The sequence below is a fragment of the Mycobacterium neumannii genome (assembly GCF_048452905.1).
GTDB lineage: Bacteria > Actinomycetota > Actinomycetes > Mycobacteriales > Mycobacteriaceae > Mycobacterium > Mycobacterium neumannii_B.
On sequence record NZ_JBCGVF010000003.1, the window covers coordinates 166,767 to 186,240 of the forward strand.

Here is a 19,474-nt window from a genome sequence, read left to right on the forward strand (position 1 = left end):
TACTCTCCTACTGCTTACTGGAAGATTCTGATGGGGTTGACGAAGTCGGCGGTCACGGTCAACAGCATGTAGCCGGCCACCACGACGAGGATCACGTACGTGGCGGGCATCAGCCTCAGGTAGTTGACCGGAGCCGCGGCCACCTTGCCGCGTGCCGACCGGATCGAGTTGCGGATCTTCTCGTAGAACGCGATCGCGATGTGACCGCCGTCGAACGGCAGCAGCGGTACGAGGTTGATCGCTCCGAGCACGAAGTTCAACTGCGCCAGGAAGAACCAGAACGCCACCCACAGCCCCTGATCCACGGCGTCGCCGCCGATGATGCTGGCGCCGACGACGCTGATCGGTGTTTCGGGGTCACGCTCCTCACCGCCGATGGAGCGCACCAGCGCGCCCATCTTGGTCGGCAGCTTGGCCAGCGACTTACCGATCTCCACGGCCAGGTCGCCGGTGAACGCGATCGTCGCGGGTGCCGCCGACAGCGCGTTGTACTGCGTGGGCCCGAACTGCGCCGCGGTGATACCGACCGTGCCGACGGGAACCGGTTCGGCCACATCACCCTTGGCGACCCACCGCTGGGCGGGGACGACGTCGACGAGGGTCGTGAACTCGTCGCCGTCGCGCTGCACGGTGAACTCGGTCGGACCGTCGAGCGCGCGGACGGCGGTGACCAACTCGTCGAAGTTCGCCACCGGCGTATCGCCGATCTTGACCACCGTGTCCCCGGCTTGGATGCCCGCGGCCGCGGCCGGCGAGGGCGCCAGGCAGTCACCGAGCTGACCCCTGCTGACTTCGGCCTTCACGCACGACGTCTCACCGACGATCGCCGTGGTCGGCGCGTGCAGGTTGGGCAGGCCCCACACCACGGCGATGCCGTAGATCAGCACCAGGCCGATGACGAAGTTCATCCCCGGCCCGGCGGCCAACACCGCGACGCGCTTCCACGTCTTCTGCTTGTACATCGCGCGGTCCTGCTCGTCGGGCGCGAGTTCCTCCACCGAGGTCATGCCCGCGATGTCGCAGAATCCGCCCAGCGGGACCGCCTTGACGCCGTACTCGGTGCGGTCCCCGAGCTTGTTCGCCCGCCACGTCGCCCACAGCGTCGGACCGAAGCCCACGAAGTAGCGGCGCACCTTCATTCCGGTGGCGCGCGCCACCCACATGTGGCCGCATTCATGCAGCGCCACCGAAACCAAGATGGCCAGTGCGAACAGCACGACACCGGTGAGCCACATCATCTGGTGCTGATTACCTTCCGCTCGACCGCGCGCGCGGCACGGTCACGCGCCCACTGCTGGGCGTCAAGTACGTCATCCACGGTAGCTGGTTCGGCGGCCCACTGGTCGGCAGCGCGCAGCACGTCGTCGATGGTGCGCACGATCTCCGGGAAGCGGATACGCCCGTCGAGGAACGCCGCGGCCGCCTCCTCGTTGGCGGCGTTGTAGACCGCCGGCAGGCAGCCACCCCCTTCCCCGGCGTGGCGGGCCAGCGCCACGGCGGGGAACACCTCATCGTCGAGCGGCTCGAAATCCCAGGTCGAGGCGGTGCTGAAGTCGCAGGCCAACGCCGCCGCGGGAACCCTCTGCGGCCACCCGAGGGCCAGCGCGATCGGCAGCTTCATATCCGGCGGGCTGGCCTGCGCCACCGTCGAACCGTCGGTGAACGTGACCATCGAGTGCACGATCGACTGCGGGTGCACCACCACCTCGATGCGGTCGTAGGGCACGCCGAACAGCAGGTGCGTCTCGATCAGCTCGAGCCCCTTGTTGACCAGCGACGCCGAGTTGAGCGTGTTCATCGGCCCCATCGACCAGGTCGGGTGGGCGCCGGCCTGCTCGGGGGTCACCGACTCCAGCCGCTCGGCGTCCCAACCGCGGAAGGGACCGCCCGATGCGGTCAGCACGATCTTGGCCACTTCGTCGGGGCCACCTGCGCGCAGGCACTGCGCCATCGCCGAGTGTTCGGAGTCCACGGGCACGATCTGACCTGGTCGGGCGGCCTTGAGCACCAAGGGGCCACCGGCGACGAGCGACTCCTTGTTCGCCAGCGCCAGACGTGCACCGGTCCCGAGCGCGGCCAGCGTCGGCCGCAGCCCCAGCGCGCCGACGAGCGCGTTGAGCACCACGTCGGCATCGGTGTTCTCGACGAGCGCGGTGACGGCGCCGGGTCCTGCGTACGTGACGTCTCCGACGCGGGCGGCGGCCACCTGGTCGGCGACCGCGATATTGGTCACACCGGTCGTTGCACGCTGCCGCGCCAGCAGGTCCGGGTTGGCGCCGCCGGCGGCCAGGCCGACCACCTCGAAGCGGTCGGGGTTGGCGGCGATGACGTCGAGCGCCTGCGTCCCGATCGATCCGGTGCTGCCGAGGATCAGCACGCGTCGCCGGCCTGACGCCCCGTCGCCGCGCTCGGCTCCGCCGGAAATACTCACCGAACCATTGTGCCGCCTGCCGGCGCCCACTCGTCAGCCCTGCCGAGGGAGGGCGTCATCCGCCGTCGAATTGTGACGCGAATCTGACGGGACCCATCCACTCACCGCCGCGGTCCGAATTCCCGGTGTCACAGCAGAGGACGGCACCAACCCGTCCACGACAAGGGAGCAGCGCATGAAGATCAACTTCGGCAAGTCCGTATCCGTGGCGGGGGTGGCCGCGGCCGCGATCCTGACCCTCTCGGCGTGTTCGAACGACGCCACCTCCGCGGCGCCCTCGGCCGCGGCGGAGTCGACGCCGACCAGCGTCGCGCCCGCACCGATGGAGCAGTCCATGGACCCGGCCGCCGATTTGGTGGGGGCCGGTTGTGCGACGTACGCCGAGCAGGTGCCCTCGGGTCCGGGCTCGGTGGCCGGAATGGCGCAGGACCCGGTGACTGTCGCCGCGTCGAACAACCCGATGCTCACGACGCTGACGCAGGCGCTGTCCGGACAGCTCAACCCGAACGTCAACCTCGTCGACACGCTCAACGGCGGGGAGTTCACCGTCTTCGCCCCGACCGACGATGCATTCGCCAAGATCGACCCGGCCACCATCGAGACGCTCAAGACCGACTCGGAGTTGCTGACCAGCATCCTGACCTACCACGTGGTGCCCGGCCAGGCCAGCCCGGCGCAGGTCGCAGGCGACCACAAGACCGTGCAGGGCGCGACCGTCACGGTGACCGGTGAGGGCGACAACCTGGAGGTCAACGACGCGGGCCTGGTGTGCGGCGGAGTGCGCACTGCCAACGCGACGGTGTACATGATCGACACCGTCCTGATGCCGCCGGCCGCCTCCTAGGCCGCTCCCTTGCGGGCGGGCCCGGAATCGCTTTCGACTCCACATGCGCGGTTCCGGGCCCGTCGCAACCCCGATCGGAAATTGCCACCCATCCGGCACGTTGTCGGCACCGAATAGAGATCGAAGCAAAGATCCGACGGCACAAGCCGTCCCGTCCTGAATGGAGCACGAGGAATGAACGCAAGGAAGAGATTGGCCGGCGCAGGGTTGGCCGCGTTGGGAGCCACCACCCTGATGCTGGGCACCACCGCCACGGCCCAGGCCGAGATGGTCGGACCCGGCTGCACAGCATACGCACAGCAGGTGCCTGAAGGTCCGGGCTCGGTGATGGGCATGGCCCAGGATCCGGTCACGGTCGCGGCTTCGAACAACCCGCTGCTGACCACGTTGACGAAAGCTGTTTCGGGACAGCTCAATCCGAACGTCAACCTCGTCGAGACGCTCGACGGCGGCCAGTTCACGGTGTTCGCACCGACCGACGACGCGTTCGCCAAGATCGACCCGGCCACCATCGAGACACTCAAGACCGACTCGGAGTTGCTGACCAGCATCCTGACCTACCACGTGGTGCCCGGCCAGGCCGATCCGGCTCAGGTCGTCGGCACGCACAAGACGGTGCAGGGCTCCGATGTCACCGTGAGCGGTCACGGGTCTGACCTGCGGGTCAACGACGCCTCGGTGGTGTGCGGCGGCGTTCAGACGGCCAACGCCACCGTCTACCTCATCGACACGGTGCTGATGCCCCCGATGAACTGATCTGCGCCACAACAGGATCCGAGGGCGGCCCGGTACCCCCGAACCGGGCTGCCCTCTCCTGTCGGCGGCAGCCCTGCCTCAGCCGGCCCCGAGTTGTCGCAGCAGCCCGTGCATGTCGAGTTGGCCGCGGTGCACGACCAGCATGTCGCCCTGGAACCGGTCGATGTGGATTCCGGTGACCGAGACCTTGGTCCCGGTCGCCGGTACGCCGCGGAACTCGCCGTCATGGGTGCCGGTGAACGTGAAGCGCGTGACGCCGTGCGAACCGTCGACCAGAATCTCCTCGATCGCATGCCGTCCGTCGGAGAACCCCCGGGTGAACTCTTCGAGGTGCGACTGCCACTCCTGCCACCCGAGGGCCGGTGGTCCGTTGACCTCGACGACCAGCCGTGGCGAGACCAGGGTTTCGACCGTCGCCCAGTCCCTGCGGTCGATCGAGATGTACAAGCACTCGACCAGTTCGCGGATCTCGTCCTCGGAGAAGGTCATCCCCGCACCTTGGCGATGATGGTCTCGGCGAACCGCTCGATCGGCTCGCGATACCGCTCCACCCCACCGGGTTCGAGGTCCATACCCATCCACGGACTGCACATCACCGCGGTGATGCCTGCGTCCTCGGCCCGCTTGTACAAATCCGGTGACGGCGGCTCGAGCAGCGCCAGCATGATGTCGAACGGGGCGTTCTCGCGGCCGTACTCGCGCAGCAGCGCGCGCAACTTCTGGGCGTAGCCCACGGCATCGTCCCACCGGTAGGCGTAGCCGACCCACCCGTCACACAGCCGTGCGGCGCGACGCAGCGCGGCGTCGGACTCCCCGCCGCACAAGATCGGCACCGGGGACACCGGATGGGGTTCGATCATCATCTCCGGCACCTGGTAGTACTCGCCGCTCCACGACACCCAACCGCCGCGCCACAGTTCGCGCAGGGCGGGGATCATCTCGTCGAGCCGCTTGCCGCGGGTGCCGAAATCCTGGCCCATCAACTCGTACTCCTCGCGCATCCAGCCGACGCCCGCGGCCAGCGACACCCGCCCGTCGGACAGCACCGACGCGGTCGCGACCTGCTTGGCCACCTCCAGCAGCGGTCGTGCCGGCGCGATGTACACGGCGTTGGAGAACCGCAGCCGCGTCGTCACCGCGGCCATCGCACCGATCTGCACCCAGCAGTCGGGCCAGGCGGTCTCCGGTGCCCACATCGGTTTTCCGGTCGGCGAATCCGGATACGGCGAACTGAGTTCGCGCGGGTAGATCATGTGGTCCGAGCACACCATCCCGTCGTAACCGGCCTCGTCGAAGGCGCGGGCGAGCCCGAGGATCTCTGACGTTTTCATGAACGCGGTGCCCGACCAGAACTCCATCCTGTTTCTCTACCGCGATTTCAGGGCAGCATCAATGCCATGCCCACATTGTTGTGGTTTCGTCGCGATCTGCGCCTGCGCGATCTGCCCTCACTGCTGGCCGCGGCCGCCGCTGACGGCGAGGTGTTCGCCTGTTACGTCCTCGACCCCCGGCTCGAAGCGTCGGCGGGAGCCCGTCGACTGCAGTACCTCTACGACGCGTTGCGCGATCTGCGCGACGGCCTCGGCGGCAGGCTGTACGTCACGCGAGGCCGGCCTGAGAAGCGAATACCCGCTGCGACCAAGGCTATTGGCGCCTCCGCGGTGCACATCTCGGCGGACTACACGCCGTTCGCTCGGCGGCGCGACGATGCCGTGGCGGCCGCGCTGGGCGATATCCCTCTCGAGGCGTCGGGCTCGCCGTACCTCGTCTCCCCCGGCCGGGTGAAAAAACCCGACGGCACCCCGTACAAGGTGTTCACCCCGTTTCACCGAGCCTGGCGCGAACACGGCTGGCGCGCACCTGCCACGTCCGGCCCGAAATCGGCGCGCTGGCTCGACCCGTCGGATGTCGGGGGCGCGGTGGACATCCCGGACGCAGGTGTCGACCTCGACATGCCCGCCGGTGAAACGGCGGCCCGCAAGCAGTGGAAGTCGTTTGTGGCCAACGGACTCGATACGTATGCCGACGACCGGAACCGCCCCGATCTGAACGGCACCAGCCGCATGTCGGCGCATCTGAAGTTCGGCACCATCCATCCGCGCACCATGGCCGCCGATCTCGGCCGGGGCGAGGGCGCGCAGGCGTACCTGCGGGAGTTGGCGTTTCGCGACTTCTACGCCGCGGTGCTGGGCGAATGGCCGCGCAGCGTCTGGTGGAACTTCAATCGGTCGTTCGACGGGATGAGCCTCGACGACGGTCCCGACGCACAGAAGCGGTTCGAGGCCTGGAAAGAGGGCAGGACGGGCTATCCCATCGTCGACGCCGGCATGCGCCAGCTCGCCGAGACCGGCTGGATGCACAACCGGGTCCGGATGATCGTCGCCTCCTTCCTGGTCAAGGACCTGCATCTGCCGTGGCAGTGGGGTGCACGATGGTTCCTCGAGCAGCTGGTGGACGGCGACATGGCCAACAATCAGCATGGCTGGCAATGGGCCGCAGGCACCGGGACGGACGCCGCGCCGTTCTTCCGCGTCTTCAACCCGACCACCCAGGGTGAGAAGTTCGATCACGACGGCAGTTACGTACGGCGCTGGGTGCCCGACCTCGACGACGACATCTATCCGGAGCCGATCGTCGACCACGCCGCCGAACGCAAGGAGGCGCTGCGGCGGTACGCCGAGATCACTTGATGATCTGACCCCCGTCGACCGGCAGCGCCACCCCGGTAAGGTATCTGCCGGTTGCGCCGCACAGGTACACCATCGCGTCGCTGATCGCCTCGGGCTCGACCGGTGGAACGTTCAGCAGCGGCTGCTGACTGACGCTGAACGCCGGATGCTCACCCGACCACTGCGCCAACGCCTCGTTGTAGATCATCGGCGTGGCCACCCCGCCAGGGTGCACCGAGTTGACGCGAATGTTTTTCTCCGCCAACGCCCGCGCGAAGTGGCGCATCACGCCGATGACTCCGTGCTTGGCGACCGTGTAGCCCGCCGCGCCGTGGTTCATGGTGCCGAAGTCGACGGTGACGGGCTTGAACGCGGCCGCCGAACTGGTGATGACGATCGCGCCACCGTCGCCGTGGGCGAGCAGCGCAGGCAACGTCGCGGTGATCGTGTAGTAGACGCCGTTGAGCATGACGTTCACCGCGTCGACGAACGCGGAGATCTCGCGCCCCTGGTCCCCCGCGGCGGGCAGGATCCCCGCATTGGCGAGCACGAAGTCGATACGGCCGAACTCTTGGGTGCCCTTGGCCGCGATCTCCTGCATCCGCTCCAGGTCGCGGACGTCTCCGCGTTCGGCGATGATCCTGCGGCCGGTCTTCTCCACCAGGTTGACGGTCTCGTCGAGGTCCTCCTGCGTCGCCATGGGATAGGCGACGCTGTCGATCTGCTCGCACAGGTCGACGGCGATGATGTCGGCGCCCTCCTCGGCGAACCGCACGGCGTGCGCCCGGCCCTGACCTCGCGCCGCGCCAGTGATGAATGCGACCTTGCCCTCGAACTGCATCTGCCGTTGCGCTCCTCGCGTCCGCGCTGTCATGACGCATCACCCTACGGCCGGCGTAGTAGGCCCTGAATACGCATATGCCAGAATGTCGGCAGTATCGAGCCCGACCATGAGGAGCAGCCGTGGCCAACACCGAGGTGCAGCGACACAGCGGGGTCGACGTCGAAGACGTGCCGTCCGCCGAGTGGGGATGGTCGAAGGAGAACCCCAAGTTCTTCCACATCGGCGGCATCATCGCGGCGCTGTTCCTGCTCGCCCTCATCCACGGCAACCACACCGGGCGCGTCGAGGACCTCTTCCTGATCGGATTCGCCGTGCTGATTCTGGCCGCGGTGGCGCGCGACTGGTGGCTGCGCAGACGCGGCTGGATCCGCTAGACCGGATTCAGCGGCCGGAAGGAATCGACCCCTAGGCCGACCAGCGTCTCGGTGGCCCCCACGCTGTGCGTCAATCCGGCCGCGGTCAGGGCATGGGCCTTGAACGCGCGGGCCGCGACGCTGAGCTGGTGCTCGATCGTGTCGATGCGATCACCGAAATCACCCGACCGGTCATCACCCCAGGCCGTCACCTCGACGCCGCGCCTCGCCAGCTCGAAGACGCCGGCGCGGACCCGTGGATCGTCGCGCAGCAGCGCCGCACTGACCGCCAGCGCGCCGTTGCGGGGTACATCGCGCAGGACAGCCTCACCGGTGTCGTCGACGGCGTTGGCGCCCAGGATCGTCAGCGGCCGCTCGTCAGCGCAGTCCGCGATCCACACGTCGACATCCCACCCGGCCCGCGCCCGGTCGAACAGCCAGCCGCCCGCAGACCCGATCACATCGGCCAGGTCGGCCGCCAGGACCGTCAGGTGATGGTAGTTGGCCGGGCCGTCGGCAGCCGAAGCACCGTCGACCGACACGACGTCGTCGGGAAAGGGTCGAGTTGCCATAGTTCCTATCCGATCGGGTCAGCGACGCCGGTCGAGGGGCCGTCGCGGCGCCCTTAGAGCGTGACACTATTGTCGCGATCTGTAAAGGTCCGACGTCGCGGTGCCGGTCAGTGAGACGCGGCGGCCAGCGGCATCGCCGATGCCACGGTGGCCAACTCGCCGGGGAGTCCGGCCGCGCGGCGGATATCGGCGAAGGATTCCAGCAGCGCGTCGGTGGCCTCATGCGGGTCGTCGAGTGTGCGGTCGTCGGTCAGTACCGAGATGGCAAGTTGATCGACGTAGCTCCACACCGTGATGTTCATCCCGCTGCCCGTGACGACCGGCCCCACCGAGTAGATCTCGCTGAGGACGCCACCGGCGATATGCCCGGGGTCGCGGGGTCCCGCCACATTGGAGATGGTCAGGTTCATCACCGCGCCCGACTCCATCCGGCGCGCCTGCAATCGGAAGAACCTGGGCGCCAGAGCCGGCGGTAGATACGACATCCACGCCGGCAGCACCGTCGGTCCGAGCAACTGATGGCTCTCCTTGGCGATCTTGGTCGCCAGCGCGGTGAGCCGGACCCGTTCCAGTGGATCGGCGGTGTGCACCGGCAGCGACGGCATCATGTAGGTGAACTCGTTGCCCGTCAACCGATCTCGCGAGGGGTTGGTGCTGACCGGAACACCGGCGATCAGCGGTGCATCGGCGTGCCCGTCATAGCGCAGCAGCAGCGTGCGCAGCGCCCCGGCCGCGGTAGCCAGCACGATATCGTTGAGCGTCACACCTAGATGCCTGCCGGTCTCCTTGACTTCGGCCAACGACAGCGGCGCCGTCGCGAAGCGGCGGCCAGGGGACACGACGTGGTTGAGGAAAGTCTGCGGCGGGGCGAAGTTGCGCGCCAGATCGGGATGACGGCCGCGCTCCTTGGCGCGCTTGCGCACCCGGGCGACACCGGCTGCCGTCTCGTTGACGAGCCTGGGCAGTCGGCGGATGAGGTGCGCGTGGTCGCGGCCCGCGGCCTTGAGCAGCTGCGCGGTGGACCTCATCGCGGGATCGGCCACGGCGCGAACGGGCGTCGGCGTCTCGTCTTCCAGGGCCTTGGCCAATTGATTGGCCGAGGCGACGCCGTCGGCCAGCACATGATGGACCTTATGGATGATCGCGACGCGGCCGTCGGCCAACCCCTCGGCGACGTACATCTCCCACAGCGGGCGGCTGCGATCCAGCGGCGTGCTGGCGATCTCGCCGATCAGGTCGTCGAGTTCGCGCCGTCCGCCCGGCGGTGCGACTCGTGCGCGGCGCAGGTGGTAGTCGAGGTCGATGTCGGGGTTCTCCCACCACATCGGATGGTGGAGTCGCAGCGGGATGTCGACGAGCTGGTAGCGCAGTGCCGCCAGTCCCAGCAGGCGCGGATACGCGACCTCCCGGAACATCTCGAAGCTGTAGTTGGGGACATTCGACACGTCGAGGATGCCGATCTTGAGGGTGTGCATGTGGACCTCGGGCGTCTCGCTGTACAGCATCAACGCGTCCACGCCGTTGAGTCGCTTCATTCCTCCCCGCATCCCACCTCGCCCAGCCGACGCCTACCGGTTTCCCAATCGTGCTCTTTCTCAAGCGCGTTCGGACAAGAGGTGACGATGTGCGCGAAATTTGTAAGGCTGACGGCATGACCCTCGTCGCCGCCCGCGGACCGCTGAGCAACGATCCGGCCGGTTGGTTCACGCCCCCGCTGCCCGACGACGTGGTGTTCGTCGAACCGCATCCGCGCCGCGTGCAGGCCCTGCGCGGCGGTCGCCCGGTGCTCGACACCGAGCGGGCGCTGATGGTGCATCGGCGCGACCATCCGCTCAGCTACGCCTTTCCCGTCGACGAGGTCGGCGACCTTCCGAGTGAGCCTGTGGTCGAGGCGCCCGGTTATGTCCGCGTGCCATGGGACGCCGTCGACACCTGGCTGGAGGAAGGCCGCACGCTCGTGCACTATCCGCCCAACCCGTATCACCGCGTGGACTGCCGCCCGACCGATCGCGCGCTGCGGGTGACGGTGGCGGGCCAGGCACTGGTCGACACGACAGAGACGGTGATCGTGTTCGAGACGTCGCTCGAGCCGCGCCTCTACGTCGACCCGTCGCACGTGCGAACGGACCTGCTACGGCCGTCACCGACCACCACCTACTGCAACTACAAGGGCTACGCGTCGTACTGGTCGGCCGTCGTCGGCGACACGGTCGTCGAGGACATCGCGTGGAGCTATCCGGACCCGCCGCCCGAGACGCTGCCGATCGCAGGCTTCTTCAGCTTCGACCCGGCCCGCGCCGACGTGCTGGCCGAGTTGCCGTCGCCCGACCAATAACCCCCGCGCCGATAACCCCCGCGCCGAACCTGAATTTATGCTCGACTTTGCGCCGAAATATCGCACAGAAGTTCAGATTCGGCGACCGTAGCTAGGCTTGGGCGATCACCGACTCCCCGAACCGCTCGATGGTCTCGAGCACGTGCGCGAGGCTGTCACCCGGAAGGCCGACCTGAACCCACGTCACCCCGACCCCGGCCAGCTTCTCCAGGCCGGACAGGTACGCGTCGGCGTTGAAGTCGTCGCCGCCGGGGTTGCCACCGTCGGGATTGGTGAACGTGATGTCGATGCGCGACCAGTCGCGTTCTGCCTCGTCGAAGCGACGGCGAAGATCCTCGACGCCGGACGTCAGAGCGTCCACGTCCATCGGCGCCGTGCGCGCGGTCTGGGCCAGTACTGCCGGTGCGGGGAACGGGCACCACCCGTCGCCGTAGGCGACGACGCGCTTGCGGGCGGCGCCGGTGTTGCCGCCGATCCAGATGGGCGGATGGGGGTCGGTGAGGGGTCGCGGGTGCGCGGTGATCCCGCTGGCGGTGAAGTGACGGCCCTCGTACGAGAAGTCGTCGGTTGTCCAGATGCCGCGGATGACCTCCAGCGCCTCCTCGAACAGAGCCGCTCGCTCCTCGAAATCGACTCCTAGCGCCGCGAATTCGCGTTTCAGGTAGCCGACCCCCACGCCGAGGTTGAACCGCCCTTCCGACAACAGGTCCAGGGTGGCACCGGCCTTGGCCACCACGAACGGATTGCGGTACGGGAGCACGACGATGTTGGGGATGAGCCGCAGCGTGGTCGTCGTGGCGGCCGCGTAACCCATGGCCACGAACGGGTCCACCGCATCATGACCACCGGCGTTCAGCCAGCGCTCAGTCGGCGCCGGGTGGTCGGTGAAACCGAAGCCGTGAAACCCCGCGGCCTCGGCAGCGGCCGCGACGGTGGCGATCCCCCTGCCGGTGACCAACTCCGGGTTGTACGGGTGGCTGTGCATCGGATGGGTGAAGGTGAACCGCATATATGTGTGTCCCGTCTAGAACATTCTTCTCGTTTTCCGAGAATGTCGTTACCATGCGAACCGCGGAAAGTACAGCTTCGACAGCGATGGGAACTGCGGACATGGGCAAGCCCGAGATCGGCGTGTACCTGCCTCAGATGGGCTTCACCTACGGGCAGATGCTGGATCGCACCCGGCGCTGCGAGCAACTCGGCATCGACTCGCTGTGGCTCTACGACCATCTCTACGGCCCGGGCGTGCCGGACTATCCGTCGCTGGAGGCGTGGACGCTGGCCACCGCGCTGCTCAGCAACACCGAACGGATCCGCGTCGGACACATGGTGCTGTGCAACCAGTTTCGCCATCCCGCGGTGCTGGCCAAGATGGTCACCACACTCGACCAGATCTCGGCCGGCCGGCTGCAGCTCGGGCTCGGCAGCGGCTCGATCGAGGACGAGCACAACCGGGTGGGGCTGCCGTGGGGGTCATTTCGCGAGCGTTCCGAACGCCTCGGCGAGACGCTGGAGATCCTCACCCAGGCCTTCGCCGACGAGCGAATCGACTTCAGCGGCAAGCATTTCACGGTCACGGATTTCCCCGTCAAACCTGGTCCTGTACAGCAGAGGCCACCCATCGTGGTCGGCGGCGTCGGCGAGAAGTACACCCTGCCGTTGGTCGCGCGGTACGCCGACGTCTGGAACGTGCCGACGTACGCACTGGGCGAACTGCACCACAAGGTGTCGGTCCTGCGCGCCATCTGTGAGGACGTCGGCCGGGATCCGTCGAGCGTCGTGCTGTCGGTCGAGGCGGTGATGGCGCTGGCGCCCGACGACGCGTCGCTGCCGGACGTGAAGCGGCTGGCCGAGAAGCGTTTCGGCGCATCGGCATTCGGGCTGCACGAGGGGGGCCTGATCGGAACGCCGTCCGCCGTCGTCGACCGGCTGCATGAACTGCAGGACCTCGGTTTCGGTCAGATCGTGCTGTTTACCCACGATCGGGCATCCGACCAGACCTTGGACCTGTTGGCCTGCGAGGTGATCGCGCGACTCTAGGCCGGACGCTTCGCCGGCGGTGAGTAGTTCGGCCGCCCGAGTCCGAGTGCGTGCTGGGCGATCATGTTGCGGAACACCTCCAGCGTGCCGCCGTAGATACCGGCGGGTCCGGCCAGGCGGAAGGCGTACTCGACTCCCCCGTCGCCCGCTGCGCCCTCGACACCGGTCGGCAAGCCGCCCGCGGCGCCCGAGAGGTCCATCAGATCGGGTGCGACGTCGCGCATCGTCTGGGCGTTCGCCACCCTGCCGAACATCTCCGGCGTGCTCATCGCAGCCTCGATCCTGGCGATCGCGCGGCCAAGGCGATACCGGGCCGAATCCTCCTCGCCGACAACGGCGGCGATGCGGTCGGCCGCCTCGGCGAGCAGTAGCAGGTGCTCGGTCATCGTCGCCAGCTTCTGCAGACCCTGGTCGTCGCGTTCGATGGTGCCGTGCTCGGCGTTGAGCGCCTCGCGCAGCACCGACCAGCCGCCGTTGACCGCGCCGACGCGGTACTTGTCGTCGACGCGGACGTCGCTGTAGTAGGTGATGTTGGTGCGGTCGCCGTCGACGGTGCGGATCGGTTGGATCTCGATGCCCGGCGAGGAGAGCGGCACCAGGAACATCGTCAGGCTCTGGTGTTTCGGCGCGGCGGGGTCGGTGTTGGTGATCAGGAAAACGTAATGCGCGTTGTGCGCGTTGGACGTGAACATCTTGGAGCCGTTGACCACCCAGGCGTCGCCGTCACGCACCGCCCGGGTCTTGCAGGTCGCGACGTCCGAGCCACCCTCGGGTTCCGTGTAGCCCAAGCAGAGCCGGTAGTGCCCCGAGAGAACCATCGGCAGGATCTCCTGCTTCAGTTCCTCGGAGCCGAACTGCTGCAGGCTGCGTGCCACCATCATCGTCGTGGGCCAGTGGAACCACGGTGCGTGGGAGCGGCCGATCTCCAGCTCCCAGATCCGTCGACGGATGGCGTTGAATCCGCCTTCGGCCTCGGAATTGAAGTCGGCAGCGAGGTATCCGCGCGCGGCGAGCGCCAGATGGACACCCTCGTCGAAGTTCTCACCCGTTTCGCGGTCCCTTTGGATGACCTCGTCGGTGACGACGGAGCGCAGGAAGTCCCGGAGCTCGTCCTGAAACACCCGGTCGTCCTCGCTCAGCTCTAGGCGGGAGAAGTCCACCTGGACACCGTGACACTAGTGCGGTTAGTTGTAAAGTCTCAACCGGTTCATCCACGGAAGGCAGCACATTGGGGATCGTCACCACCAGCTCGGAGACCGCGTTTCGACACCCGGCGGCGGAGATCTACGACTTCGTGACCAACCCGTCGAACTGGCCCAAGACGTATCCCACCAGCGCCCACATCGGCGGATTGCCCGACCACCTGCCGTTGCGCGTCGGCGACACCTGGACCGAGACCGGTGCCGACGGCGATCGCATCTTCACCTGGCACCTGGCCGTCGCCGCCCGCCCGACCATCTGGGTCTTCACCTCGGTCGGCCGCCTCGGTCACGACCCCGACGGCAACGGCGGCATGGAGGGACGCATCACCGTCGAGTACCACTTCACCCGGCCGGGCGAAGACATCACGCTGTTCACTCGGACGATGACGGTCGAGGCCCCCAAGCACGCCCCGATGCCCGACGGGTTCTTCCGGGCGGTCAACCCTGCACACATCGACGCCTACCACTCCGCGATCGCCCGCGAACTCACCTTGTAAAAACTTCCGCGAGCGACCGTGTCTGCACACGACACGCCGCCACATCGCGACAATTTGTGGACACTCGCGGCCGGCGAGCGTGCGTATTCAGCTTCCGTGCAACGCGCGCTGCAGCGCCGTGCCCTGCAGTTCGAACAGCCGGATACTGGTGTCCCACTCGGGAAGCAGCGAGTCGAACCCGTGACAGGTGCCCGGAAACACATGCAGTTCGGTCGCGACGCCGGCGCGCATCAGCCGCAACCCATACTCCACCGCTTCGTCACGTAACGGGTCGAGCTCTGAGCAACTGATGAAAGCGTCTGCCACACCGGACAAGTCGGCCGAGCGGGCCGGAACCGCGGACGCGTCGGCGGCCGTATCGCCGAGGTAGTGCCGCCACATCATCTCGGTGGCGGGCCCGTCGAAACCGGGCGTCGTGGTGAACTCCGTCTTCGATTCGGTGGGCCGGTCGTCGAGCACCGGTTGGTGCAGCAGCTGAAACACCACCGGCGGCGCCGACGAGTCCGCCGAGAGTTGCGCGAGTCCTGCCGCCAGCGCGCCACCTGCGCTGCTTCCCGCGACCGCCAACCTGGTGGCGTCGAGGCCGAGTTCGGTCGCGCACTCGGCCGTCCAGTTCAGCACGGCCAGCGCGTCATCGAGCGCCGCAGGGAACGGATGCTCGGGCGCCAGCCTGTAGTCGACCGAGAGCACCGTACAACCGCCGCGCCTGGCCAGCTCGACGCACTGCAGGTGGTCGGTGTCGAGGTTGCCCAATACGAACGCCCCGGCGTGGCAGTAGATCGCCGCCGGTGACGGTGCGGCCGCGCCGCGGTAGATCCGCACCGGAACCGAGTGCGCCACCCGCTCTTCGATCTCGACGACGATGTCGTTGACCGCCCTGGCCGTTTCGGCGCGGCGCTGGTTGAGCGAGTCGCGCACGACGCCGAGCAGTCCGGGCGACAGGTCGGTCCGGGCCTCCGCCAGGTGGCGCAGCGCGGGGTCGAGTCGCTCGGTGAGGGTCACGACGTCAGCGCCTCGCAGCGGTCGGGGTGTGCTTCGTCGCCGCCCGGTCCCGCCGTGGCGGGTCGAACGTGTAGTCGGACGCCTTGAACCGTCGCGTCATACCCCAGAACGCCCGGGCACTGCGCGGCCACTGCGTGACGACCCGGCCGTTGGCGGCGCGAAAGTAGTTGCTGCAGCGGGTCAGCCAGACGGTGCCTTGCATCCAGCCGTCGATCTTGGCCAGGAACGCCGCCATGGTGCGCGGCCGAACCTCGATGTACGACTTACCGCGGCGCCGAAGGTGTTTGAGCGCCCGCACGATGTAGTACGCCTGCGCCTCGAGCATGAAGATCACGCTGTTGGACCCGACGTTGGTGTTGGGACCGTAGAGCATGAAGAAGTTGGGAAAGCGCGGCACCGCCATGCCCAGGTAGGCGTAGGCGCCCTCGCTCCAGGTCTCGCGCAGCGTGACCGCGCCCTCGCCGACAACCTCGATCTGGCCCAAATAGTCGGCGGCGGCATAGCCCGTCGCGCAGAGCACCACGTCGACGTCGAGTTCGGTGCCATCCTCCGTCACCAGCGAGCGCGCCCGCAACGCTCGCGCCGGGCTCGCGATGACCTCGACGTGCGGTTGGGTCAGCGACTGCAGGTAGTCGGTGGCGAACACCAACCGCTTGCAGCCGAAAGGATGGTCGGGGGTCAGCTTGTCACGCAACTCGTCGTCGGGGATCGTCGCCTCGAGCGTCTTGAGCGCAATGCCCTTGAACTCCTGCGTCTTGTCGCTGCCGTCCTCGATGACCGCGATGTTCGACTCGCTGCGCAGCCACAGCCGGGTCCGGTAGATCTTCTTCGCCAGCGGGATGTTGCGAAACATCCACTTCTCACGCTCGGTGTAGGCACGGTCAGGTTTGGGCAGCACCCATGTCGGTGAGCGCTGTACCGAATAGACCCGCTCGGCCACCTTGGCGACCTCCGGAACCAGTTGCGCCGCCGTGGAACCCGTGCCCAGCATCGCGACTCGCTTGCCGACCAAGTTCACCGCATGGTCCCACCGCGCAGTGTGCATCAGTGTGCCGGTGAACGGCTCCTCTTGCACCAGGTCGGGCATGACGGGACGGGTGAACAATCCGACCGCGGAGACCACCATGTCGAATGCGAAGTGTTCACCGGTCGCCGAGGTCAGCTGCCACCGGTCGCCCGCCCATCGCGCCGAGGTGATCTCGGTGTTGAGCCGCAGGTGCGGCGTGAGTTCGTAGCGCTGCGCGCAGCGTTCGAAGTACTCGAGGATCTCCTTCTGCCCGGACCACAGCCGTGACCAGTCGGGGTTGAGGTCGAACGAGTAGGAGTACAGATGCGACTTCACATCGCAGGCCAGGCCAGGGTAGGTGTTGGTTCGCCATGTACCGCCGACGCCGTCCTCACGATCGAAGATCGTAAAGTTCCTAAATCCGGCCTTACGCAGGAAGATTCCCAGCGCGAGGCCGCCGGGGCCGGCGCCGATGATCCCGACCGAAGGGCTCGGATACCTCACCCGATTCGAAGGCATTGCCCTCCATCCACGACGACTTCGGCTCCCGTCATGAAGGACGCCTGCTCGGAGACCAGAAAGGCGACCACGTTCGCGACCTCGTCGGGCTTCCCGATCCGGCCGAGCGTCGCGGTCAGCCGCTGCTGTGTGGCGGGGTCGAGCATCGGGGTCTCGATCGGGCCCGGGAACACCGCATTGACCCGAATGCCGGCCCCAACGAGTTCAGCGGCGGCGGCTTGGGTCAGCCCACGCAACGCCCACTTCGACGATCCGTACGCGGCGTGGTTCGGGAAGGGCCGAATGGCACCGGTGCTGACAGTGTTGACGATCGCGGGCCCCGCTGCCCGCCGGAGATGCTCCAGTGCCGCCTTGATTCCGAGGAACGGGCCCAGACAGTTGAACTGCCAACTGCTTTCGAACGCCTCGGGTGTTTCGTCGTCGAGTGAGCACCGATGCAGCACCCCGGCGTTGTTGATCAGCGTCGACAACCCCCCGAACCGGTCGACCACCTGGCTCACGGCGGCTTGCCACTGCTCGGGCGAAGTGACGTCGAGTTCGACCGGGATCACCTCGTCGCCGAGGTCGGCGATCGTCGCCCGCAGTTCGTCCATCCGCACGTCACATGCCGCGACCCGGAACCCGTCCTGGAGAAGGCGTTTCGTGATCGCCGCGCCCTGCCCGCGTGCGGCGCCGGTCACCAGCGCGACGCGATCGCCCGTCACTGGGAATCCCTGAGGATCTCCTCGGCGCCGCGCCGCAACGCCTGAGACTCCGACGCCACCGTGAGCATGCGATACCCCATGTCGGCCATGGTCCTTCCATTCTTGCCGGCGTGGATGCCGGCGATCACGCCGGACGCGGCGGCGCTGGACTGGATACGAGCGAGCGCGTCCGTGACGGGCGCCGCGGTCCAGGCCGCGGCCGGGGCGTGTCCGAGCGCGATCGCCAAATCGTTGGGGCCGACGTACACGCCCGTCACTCCGGGCACCGCGCAGATCTCGTCGACCGCGGCCAGTCCCCGCACGCTCTCGATCATCGCGAATACCCCAGCGCGGGCTTCGTGTTCGGCCGGAACGCGGCCGACGTCGGCGCGCAGCGGCCCGTAGCTGCGCACCCCCGCGGGTGGGTACCGGGTCGCCGCGACGGCCCCGGCGGCCTGCTCCGGCGATTCCACCATCGCGATGATGACGGCGTCGGCGCCCGCATCGAGCACACGGCCGATCGGTGCGGGGTCGGCAGAGGGTAACCGCACCGCCGTCGCGATCCGGACGTGTTCGAGGCGACGCAATAACAGCGCGACATCGGCGTCGCTCAGATACCCGTGCTGCACGTCGAATCCGACGTAGTCGTAGCCGGCCTGGGCGAATTCTTCGGGACCCATGATGGTCGGTCCGACCACCCATCCTCCCCACACGTGCTCACGGGTGGCGAGCGCCTGCTGAATTCGGCTGGTCATTCGACGATCGCGATCTTGATGCGGTCGGGTGCGGGGCGGCACGCGAGTTCGAACGCGGCCTGGGCATCGTCGACGCCGAATGTGTGTGTGACATAGGCGGGCAGCAGATCGGGGTGGTGCCGGACGAACTCGTTGGCAGCGGCCAGCATCCGTCGCCGGTCCAGGGTCACACCCGACTTCAGCGTCAGGTTGTTGCGCAGCATGGTGCGCATGCTGATCGGATAGCTGTCGTCGTCGGGCACACCGAAATAGAACACGGTCCCACCTGGCGCGGCTGCCTCGATCGCGTGACCGAGGGTGGCGACCTGGTGCCCGACGGCTTCGATTACCACATCGGGCCGGTCGCCGGGCTCGAGGTGGCTCACCCACCGGTCGCTGGTGGCGCGCACGATCGTGTCCACGCCGAACTCCTTGCCCACCACGTCGCGGTCGACCGGGTCGACGCCGGTGACGCGACGTGCGCCGAACGCCTTTGCCGCATAGGAGAACAGCAGACCGATCGAGCCCTGCCCGATCACCGCGACGTGCAGGCCTTTGAGTTTGGGCAACTGTTCGACCGCATACAGCACACACGCCAGCGGCTGCAGTGCGACGGCATGCTGCGGGCTCAGATTATGGTCGTAGTAGGCCAGCCCGTCGCCGTCGGCGACGACATGTTGCATCAGGCCGTCGAAGCCGGACGCCCAGCCGACGACCCAGTCCCCCACACCGTGGCTGCGATGCCTGCTGGCGATCACCTCGCCGACGACCTCGTGGATCGGGAAGCCCGGCATCTCGGCCGCGCTCACCCCCCGATCGCCGGCGATCTTGCCGCGAACACCCCGGAACGGCGGCAGGTCGCTACCGCAGACCCCCGCCGCGCGAAAGCGCAGCAGCACCTGCTGATCCGCCAACGAATCCGGCGTTGTCTCCGGAATGTCTTGGCGCTCGAAGGTGTACGGCGCGACCAGTCGATAGGACCACATC

At 67.6% G+C, this 19,474-nt stretch carries 21 protein-coding genes; 7 read left to right on the plus strand and 14 right to left on the minus strand.

Translation table 11 applies throughout. From position 1 onward, the window contains the following. Nucleotides 1-14: 14 nt before the first annotated feature. Nucleotides 15-1,238, minus strand: coding sequence for a M50 family metallopeptidase (locus AAHH99_RS06995; protein WP_418768014.1), 1,224 nt, complete (start codon nt 1,236-1,238; stop codon nt 15-17). Then, nucleotides 1,235-2,425, minus strand: coding sequence for a 1-deoxy-D-xylulose-5-phosphate reductoisomerase (gene dxr, locus AAHH99_RS07000; RefSeq protein WP_064415033.1), 1,191 nt, complete (start codon nt 2,423-2,425; stop codon nt 1,235-1,237). Before dxr ends, AAHH99_RS06995 begins: the two co-directional genes overlap by 4 nt. 181 nt (nt 2,426-2,606) lie before the next feature. Here dxr and AAHH99_RS07005 point away from each other — a divergent pair, with 181 nt between their 5' ends. Then, nucleotides 2,607-3,275 carry a fasciclin domain-containing protein gene (locus AAHH99_RS07005; protein ID WP_418768015.1) on the plus strand — a complete coding sequence of 223 codons (669 nt, stop codon included), beginning with the start codon at nt 2,607-2,609 and terminating at the stop codon, nt 3,273-3,275. A gap of 174 nt (nt 3,276-3,449) precedes the next feature. Then, nucleotides 3,450-4,031, plus strand: a complete 582-nt coding sequence (locus AAHH99_RS07010; RefSeq protein WP_418768016.1) for a fasciclin domain-containing protein — start codon at nt 3,450-3,452, stop codon at nt 4,029-4,031. 78 nt (nt 4,032-4,109) lie between these two features. On the opposite strand, the gene AAHH99_RS07015 is transcribed toward AAHH99_RS07010, so the two are convergent. After that, entirely contained in the window at nt 4,110-4,520 is a 411-nt protein-coding gene (locus AAHH99_RS07015; protein ID WP_418768017.1) for an ester cyclase, read from the minus strand. Continuing rightward, the gene (locus AAHH99_RS07020; protein WP_418768018.1) at nt 4,517-5,389 is read right to left on the minus strand and encodes a TIGR03619 family F420-dependent LLM class oxidoreductase; all 873 of its coding nucleotides are present in this window, start codon (nt 5,387-5,389) and stop codon (nt 4,517-4,519) included. Before AAHH99_RS07020 ends, AAHH99_RS07015 begins: the two co-directional genes overlap by 4 nt. Before the next feature lie 39 nt (nt 5,390-5,428). Between AAHH99_RS07020 and AAHH99_RS07025 the strand changes: the two genes are divergently transcribed. Then, nucleotides 5,429-6,721: a cryptochrome/photolyase family protein gene (locus AAHH99_RS07025; RefSeq protein WP_418768019.1), complete on the plus strand. Its 1,293-nt coding sequence runs from the start codon at nt 5,429-5,431 to the stop codon at nt 6,719-6,721. Here the strand turns inward: AAHH99_RS07025 and AAHH99_RS07030 are convergent. After that, nucleotides 6,714-7,574, minus strand: coding sequence for a mycofactocin-coupled SDR family oxidoreductase (locus tag AAHH99_RS07030; protein ID WP_233151204.1), 861 nt, complete (start codon nt 7,572-7,574; stop codon nt 6,714-6,716). The genes AAHH99_RS07025 and AAHH99_RS07030 overlap by 8 nt on opposite strands. Nucleotides 7,575-7,663: 89 nt before the next feature. Here AAHH99_RS07030 and AAHH99_RS07035 point away from each other — a divergent pair, with 89 nt between their 5' ends. Further along, nucleotides 7,664-7,918 carry a DUF2631 domain-containing protein gene (locus tag AAHH99_RS07035; RefSeq protein WP_418768020.1) on the plus strand — a complete coding sequence of 85 codons (255 nt, stop codon included), beginning with the start codon at nt 7,664-7,666 and terminating at the stop codon, nt 7,916-7,918. Here AAHH99_RS07035 and AAHH99_RS07040 read toward each other — a convergent pair. Next, nucleotides 7,915-8,469 (minus strand): hypothetical protein, encoded by a 555-nt coding sequence (locus AAHH99_RS07040; RefSeq protein ID WP_418768021.1) that lies wholly within the window; start codon nt 8,467-8,469, stop codon nt 7,915-7,917. The genes AAHH99_RS07035 and AAHH99_RS07040 overlap by 4 nt on opposite strands. Before the next feature lie 107 nt (nt 8,470-8,576). After that, nucleotides 8,577-10,004 (minus strand): WS/DGAT/MGAT family O-acyltransferase, encoded by a 1,428-nt coding sequence (locus tag AAHH99_RS07045; protein ID WP_418768022.1) that lies wholly within the window; start codon nt 10,002-10,004, stop codon nt 8,577-8,579. Between the two features lie 116 nt (nt 10,005-10,120). Between AAHH99_RS07045 and AAHH99_RS07050 the strand changes: the two genes are divergently transcribed. Further along, nucleotides 10,121-10,804, plus strand: a complete 684-nt coding sequence (locus AAHH99_RS07050) for a DUF427 domain-containing protein (protein ID WP_418768023.1) — start codon at nt 10,121-10,123, stop codon at nt 10,802-10,804. 91 nt (nt 10,805-10,895) lie between these two features. On the opposite strand, the gene AAHH99_RS07055 is transcribed toward AAHH99_RS07050, so the two are convergent. Then, nucleotides 10,896-11,813 carry an LLM class F420-dependent oxidoreductase gene (locus tag AAHH99_RS07055; protein WP_418768024.1) on the minus strand — a complete coding sequence of 306 codons (918 nt, stop codon included), beginning with the start codon at nt 11,811-11,813 and terminating at the stop codon, nt 10,896-10,898. A 101-nt stretch (nt 11,814-11,914) separates the two neighbouring features. On the opposite strand from AAHH99_RS07055, the gene AAHH99_RS07060 reads away from it, so the two are divergent. Beyond that, the gene (locus tag AAHH99_RS07060) at nt 11,915-12,844 is read left to right on the plus strand and encodes an LLM class flavin-dependent oxidoreductase (protein ID WP_418769541.1); all 930 of its coding nucleotides are present in this window, start codon (nt 11,915-11,917) and stop codon (nt 12,842-12,844) included. Here AAHH99_RS07060 and AAHH99_RS07065 read toward each other — a convergent pair. Next, nucleotides 12,841-14,004, minus strand: a complete 1,164-nt coding sequence (locus AAHH99_RS07065) for an acyl-CoA dehydrogenase family protein (RefSeq protein WP_418768025.1) — start codon at nt 14,002-14,004, stop codon at nt 12,841-12,843. The genes AAHH99_RS07060 and AAHH99_RS07065 overlap by 4 nt on opposite strands. A 68-nt stretch (nt 14,005-14,072) precedes the next feature. Here AAHH99_RS07065 and AAHH99_RS07070 point away from each other — a divergent pair, with 68 nt between their 5' ends. Continuing rightward, a complete protein-coding gene (locus AAHH99_RS07070; RefSeq protein ID WP_418768026.1) occupies nt 14,073-14,543 on the plus strand; it encodes an SRPBCC family protein in 471 nt (156 codons plus the stop codon). Between the two features lie 87 nt (nt 14,544-14,630). Here the strand turns inward: AAHH99_RS07070 and AAHH99_RS07075 are convergent, their stop codons facing one another. The 5 genes from AAHH99_RS07075 to AAHH99_RS07095 are packed head-to-tail and all read right to left on the minus strand — an operon-like array spanning nt 14,631 to nt 19,473. Next, entirely contained in the window at nt 14,631-15,545 is a 915-nt protein-coding gene (locus tag AAHH99_RS07075; protein WP_418768027.1) for an alpha/beta hydrolase, read from the minus strand. Between the two features lie 4 nt (nt 15,546-15,549). Next, complete coding sequence (locus tag AAHH99_RS07080) at nt 15,550-17,055, minus strand: flavin-containing monooxygenase (protein ID WP_418768028.1); 1,506 nt, start codon at nt 17,053-17,055, stop codon at nt 15,550-15,552. Then, nucleotides 17,052-17,774, minus strand: coding sequence for an SDR family NAD(P)-dependent oxidoreductase (locus AAHH99_RS07085; RefSeq protein ID WP_418768029.1), 723 nt, complete (start codon nt 17,772-17,774; stop codon nt 17,052-17,054). Before AAHH99_RS07085 ends, AAHH99_RS07080 begins: the two co-directional genes overlap by 4 nt. Continuing rightward, nucleotides 17,771-18,508, minus strand: coding sequence for an HpcH/HpaI aldolase family protein (locus AAHH99_RS07090; RefSeq protein WP_418768030.1), 738 nt, complete (start codon nt 18,506-18,508; stop codon nt 17,771-17,773). The genes AAHH99_RS07085 and AAHH99_RS07090 overlap by 4 nt, the downstream gene beginning before the upstream one ends. Beyond that, nucleotides 18,505-19,473, minus strand: coding sequence for a zinc-binding dehydrogenase (locus AAHH99_RS07095; RefSeq protein WP_418768031.1), 969 nt, complete (start codon nt 19,471-19,473; stop codon nt 18,505-18,507). The genes AAHH99_RS07090 and AAHH99_RS07095 overlap by 4 nt, the downstream gene beginning before the upstream one ends. Nucleotide 19,474: the final 1 nt, after the last annotated feature.

Excerpts from the sequence above, each read along its gene's own strand:
- AAHH99_RS07050 (WP_418768023.1), top strand. The coding sequence starts at position 10,121 with ATGACCCTCGTCGCCGCCCGCGGACCGCTGAGCAACGATCCGGCCGGT.
- AAHH99_RS07015 (WP_418768017.1), bottom strand. The coding sequence starts at position 4,520 with ATGACCTTCTCCGAGGACGAGATCCGCGAACTGGTCGAGTGCTTGTAC.
- AAHH99_RS07010 (WP_418768016.1), top strand. The coding sequence starts at position 3,450 with ATGAACGCAAGGAAGAGATTGGCCGGCGCAGGGTTGGCCGCGTTGGGA.
- AAHH99_RS07040 (WP_418768021.1), bottom strand. The coding sequence starts at position 8,469 with ATGGCAACTCGACCCTTTCCCGACGACGTCGTGTCGGTCGACGGTGCT.
- AAHH99_RS07025 (WP_418768019.1), top strand. The coding sequence starts at position 5,429 with ATGCCCACATTGTTGTGGTTTCGTCGCGATCTGCGCCTGCGCGATCTG.
- AAHH99_RS07045 (WP_418768022.1), bottom strand. The coding sequence starts at position 10,004 with ATGAAGCGACTCAACGGCGTGGACGCGTTGATGCTGTACAGCGAGACG.
- AAHH99_RS07005 (WP_418768015.1), top strand. The coding sequence starts at position 2,607 with ATGAAGATCAACTTCGGCAAGTCCGTATCCGTGGCGGGGGTGGCCGCG.
- AAHH99_RS07055 (WP_418768024.1), bottom strand. The coding sequence starts at position 11,813 with ATGCGGTTCACCTTCACCCATCCGATGCACAGCCACCCGTACAACCCG.
- AAHH99_RS07030 (WP_233151204.1), bottom strand. The coding sequence starts at position 7,574 with ATGACAGCGCGGACGCGAGGAGCGCAACGGCAGATGCAGTTCGAGGGC.
- AAHH99_RS06995 (WP_418768014.1), bottom strand. The coding sequence starts at position 1,238 with ATGATGTGGCTCACCGGTGTCGTGCTGTTCGCACTGGCCATCTTGGTT.
- AAHH99_RS07095 (WP_418768031.1), bottom strand. The coding sequence starts at position 19,473 with ATGTGGTCCTATCGACTGGTCGCGCCGTACACCTTCGAGCGCCAAGAC.
- AAHH99_RS07060 (WP_418769541.1), top strand. The coding sequence starts at position 11,915 with ATGGGCAAGCCCGAGATCGGCGTGTACCTGCCTCAGATGGGCTTCACC.
- AAHH99_RS07020 (WP_418768018.1), bottom strand. The coding sequence starts at position 5,389 with ATGGAGTTCTGGTCGGGCACCGCGTTCATGAAAACGTCAGAGATCCTC.
- AAHH99_RS07090 (WP_418768030.1), bottom strand. The coding sequence starts at position 18,508 with ATGACCAGCCGAATTCAGCAGGCGCTCGCCACCCGTGAGCACGTGTGG.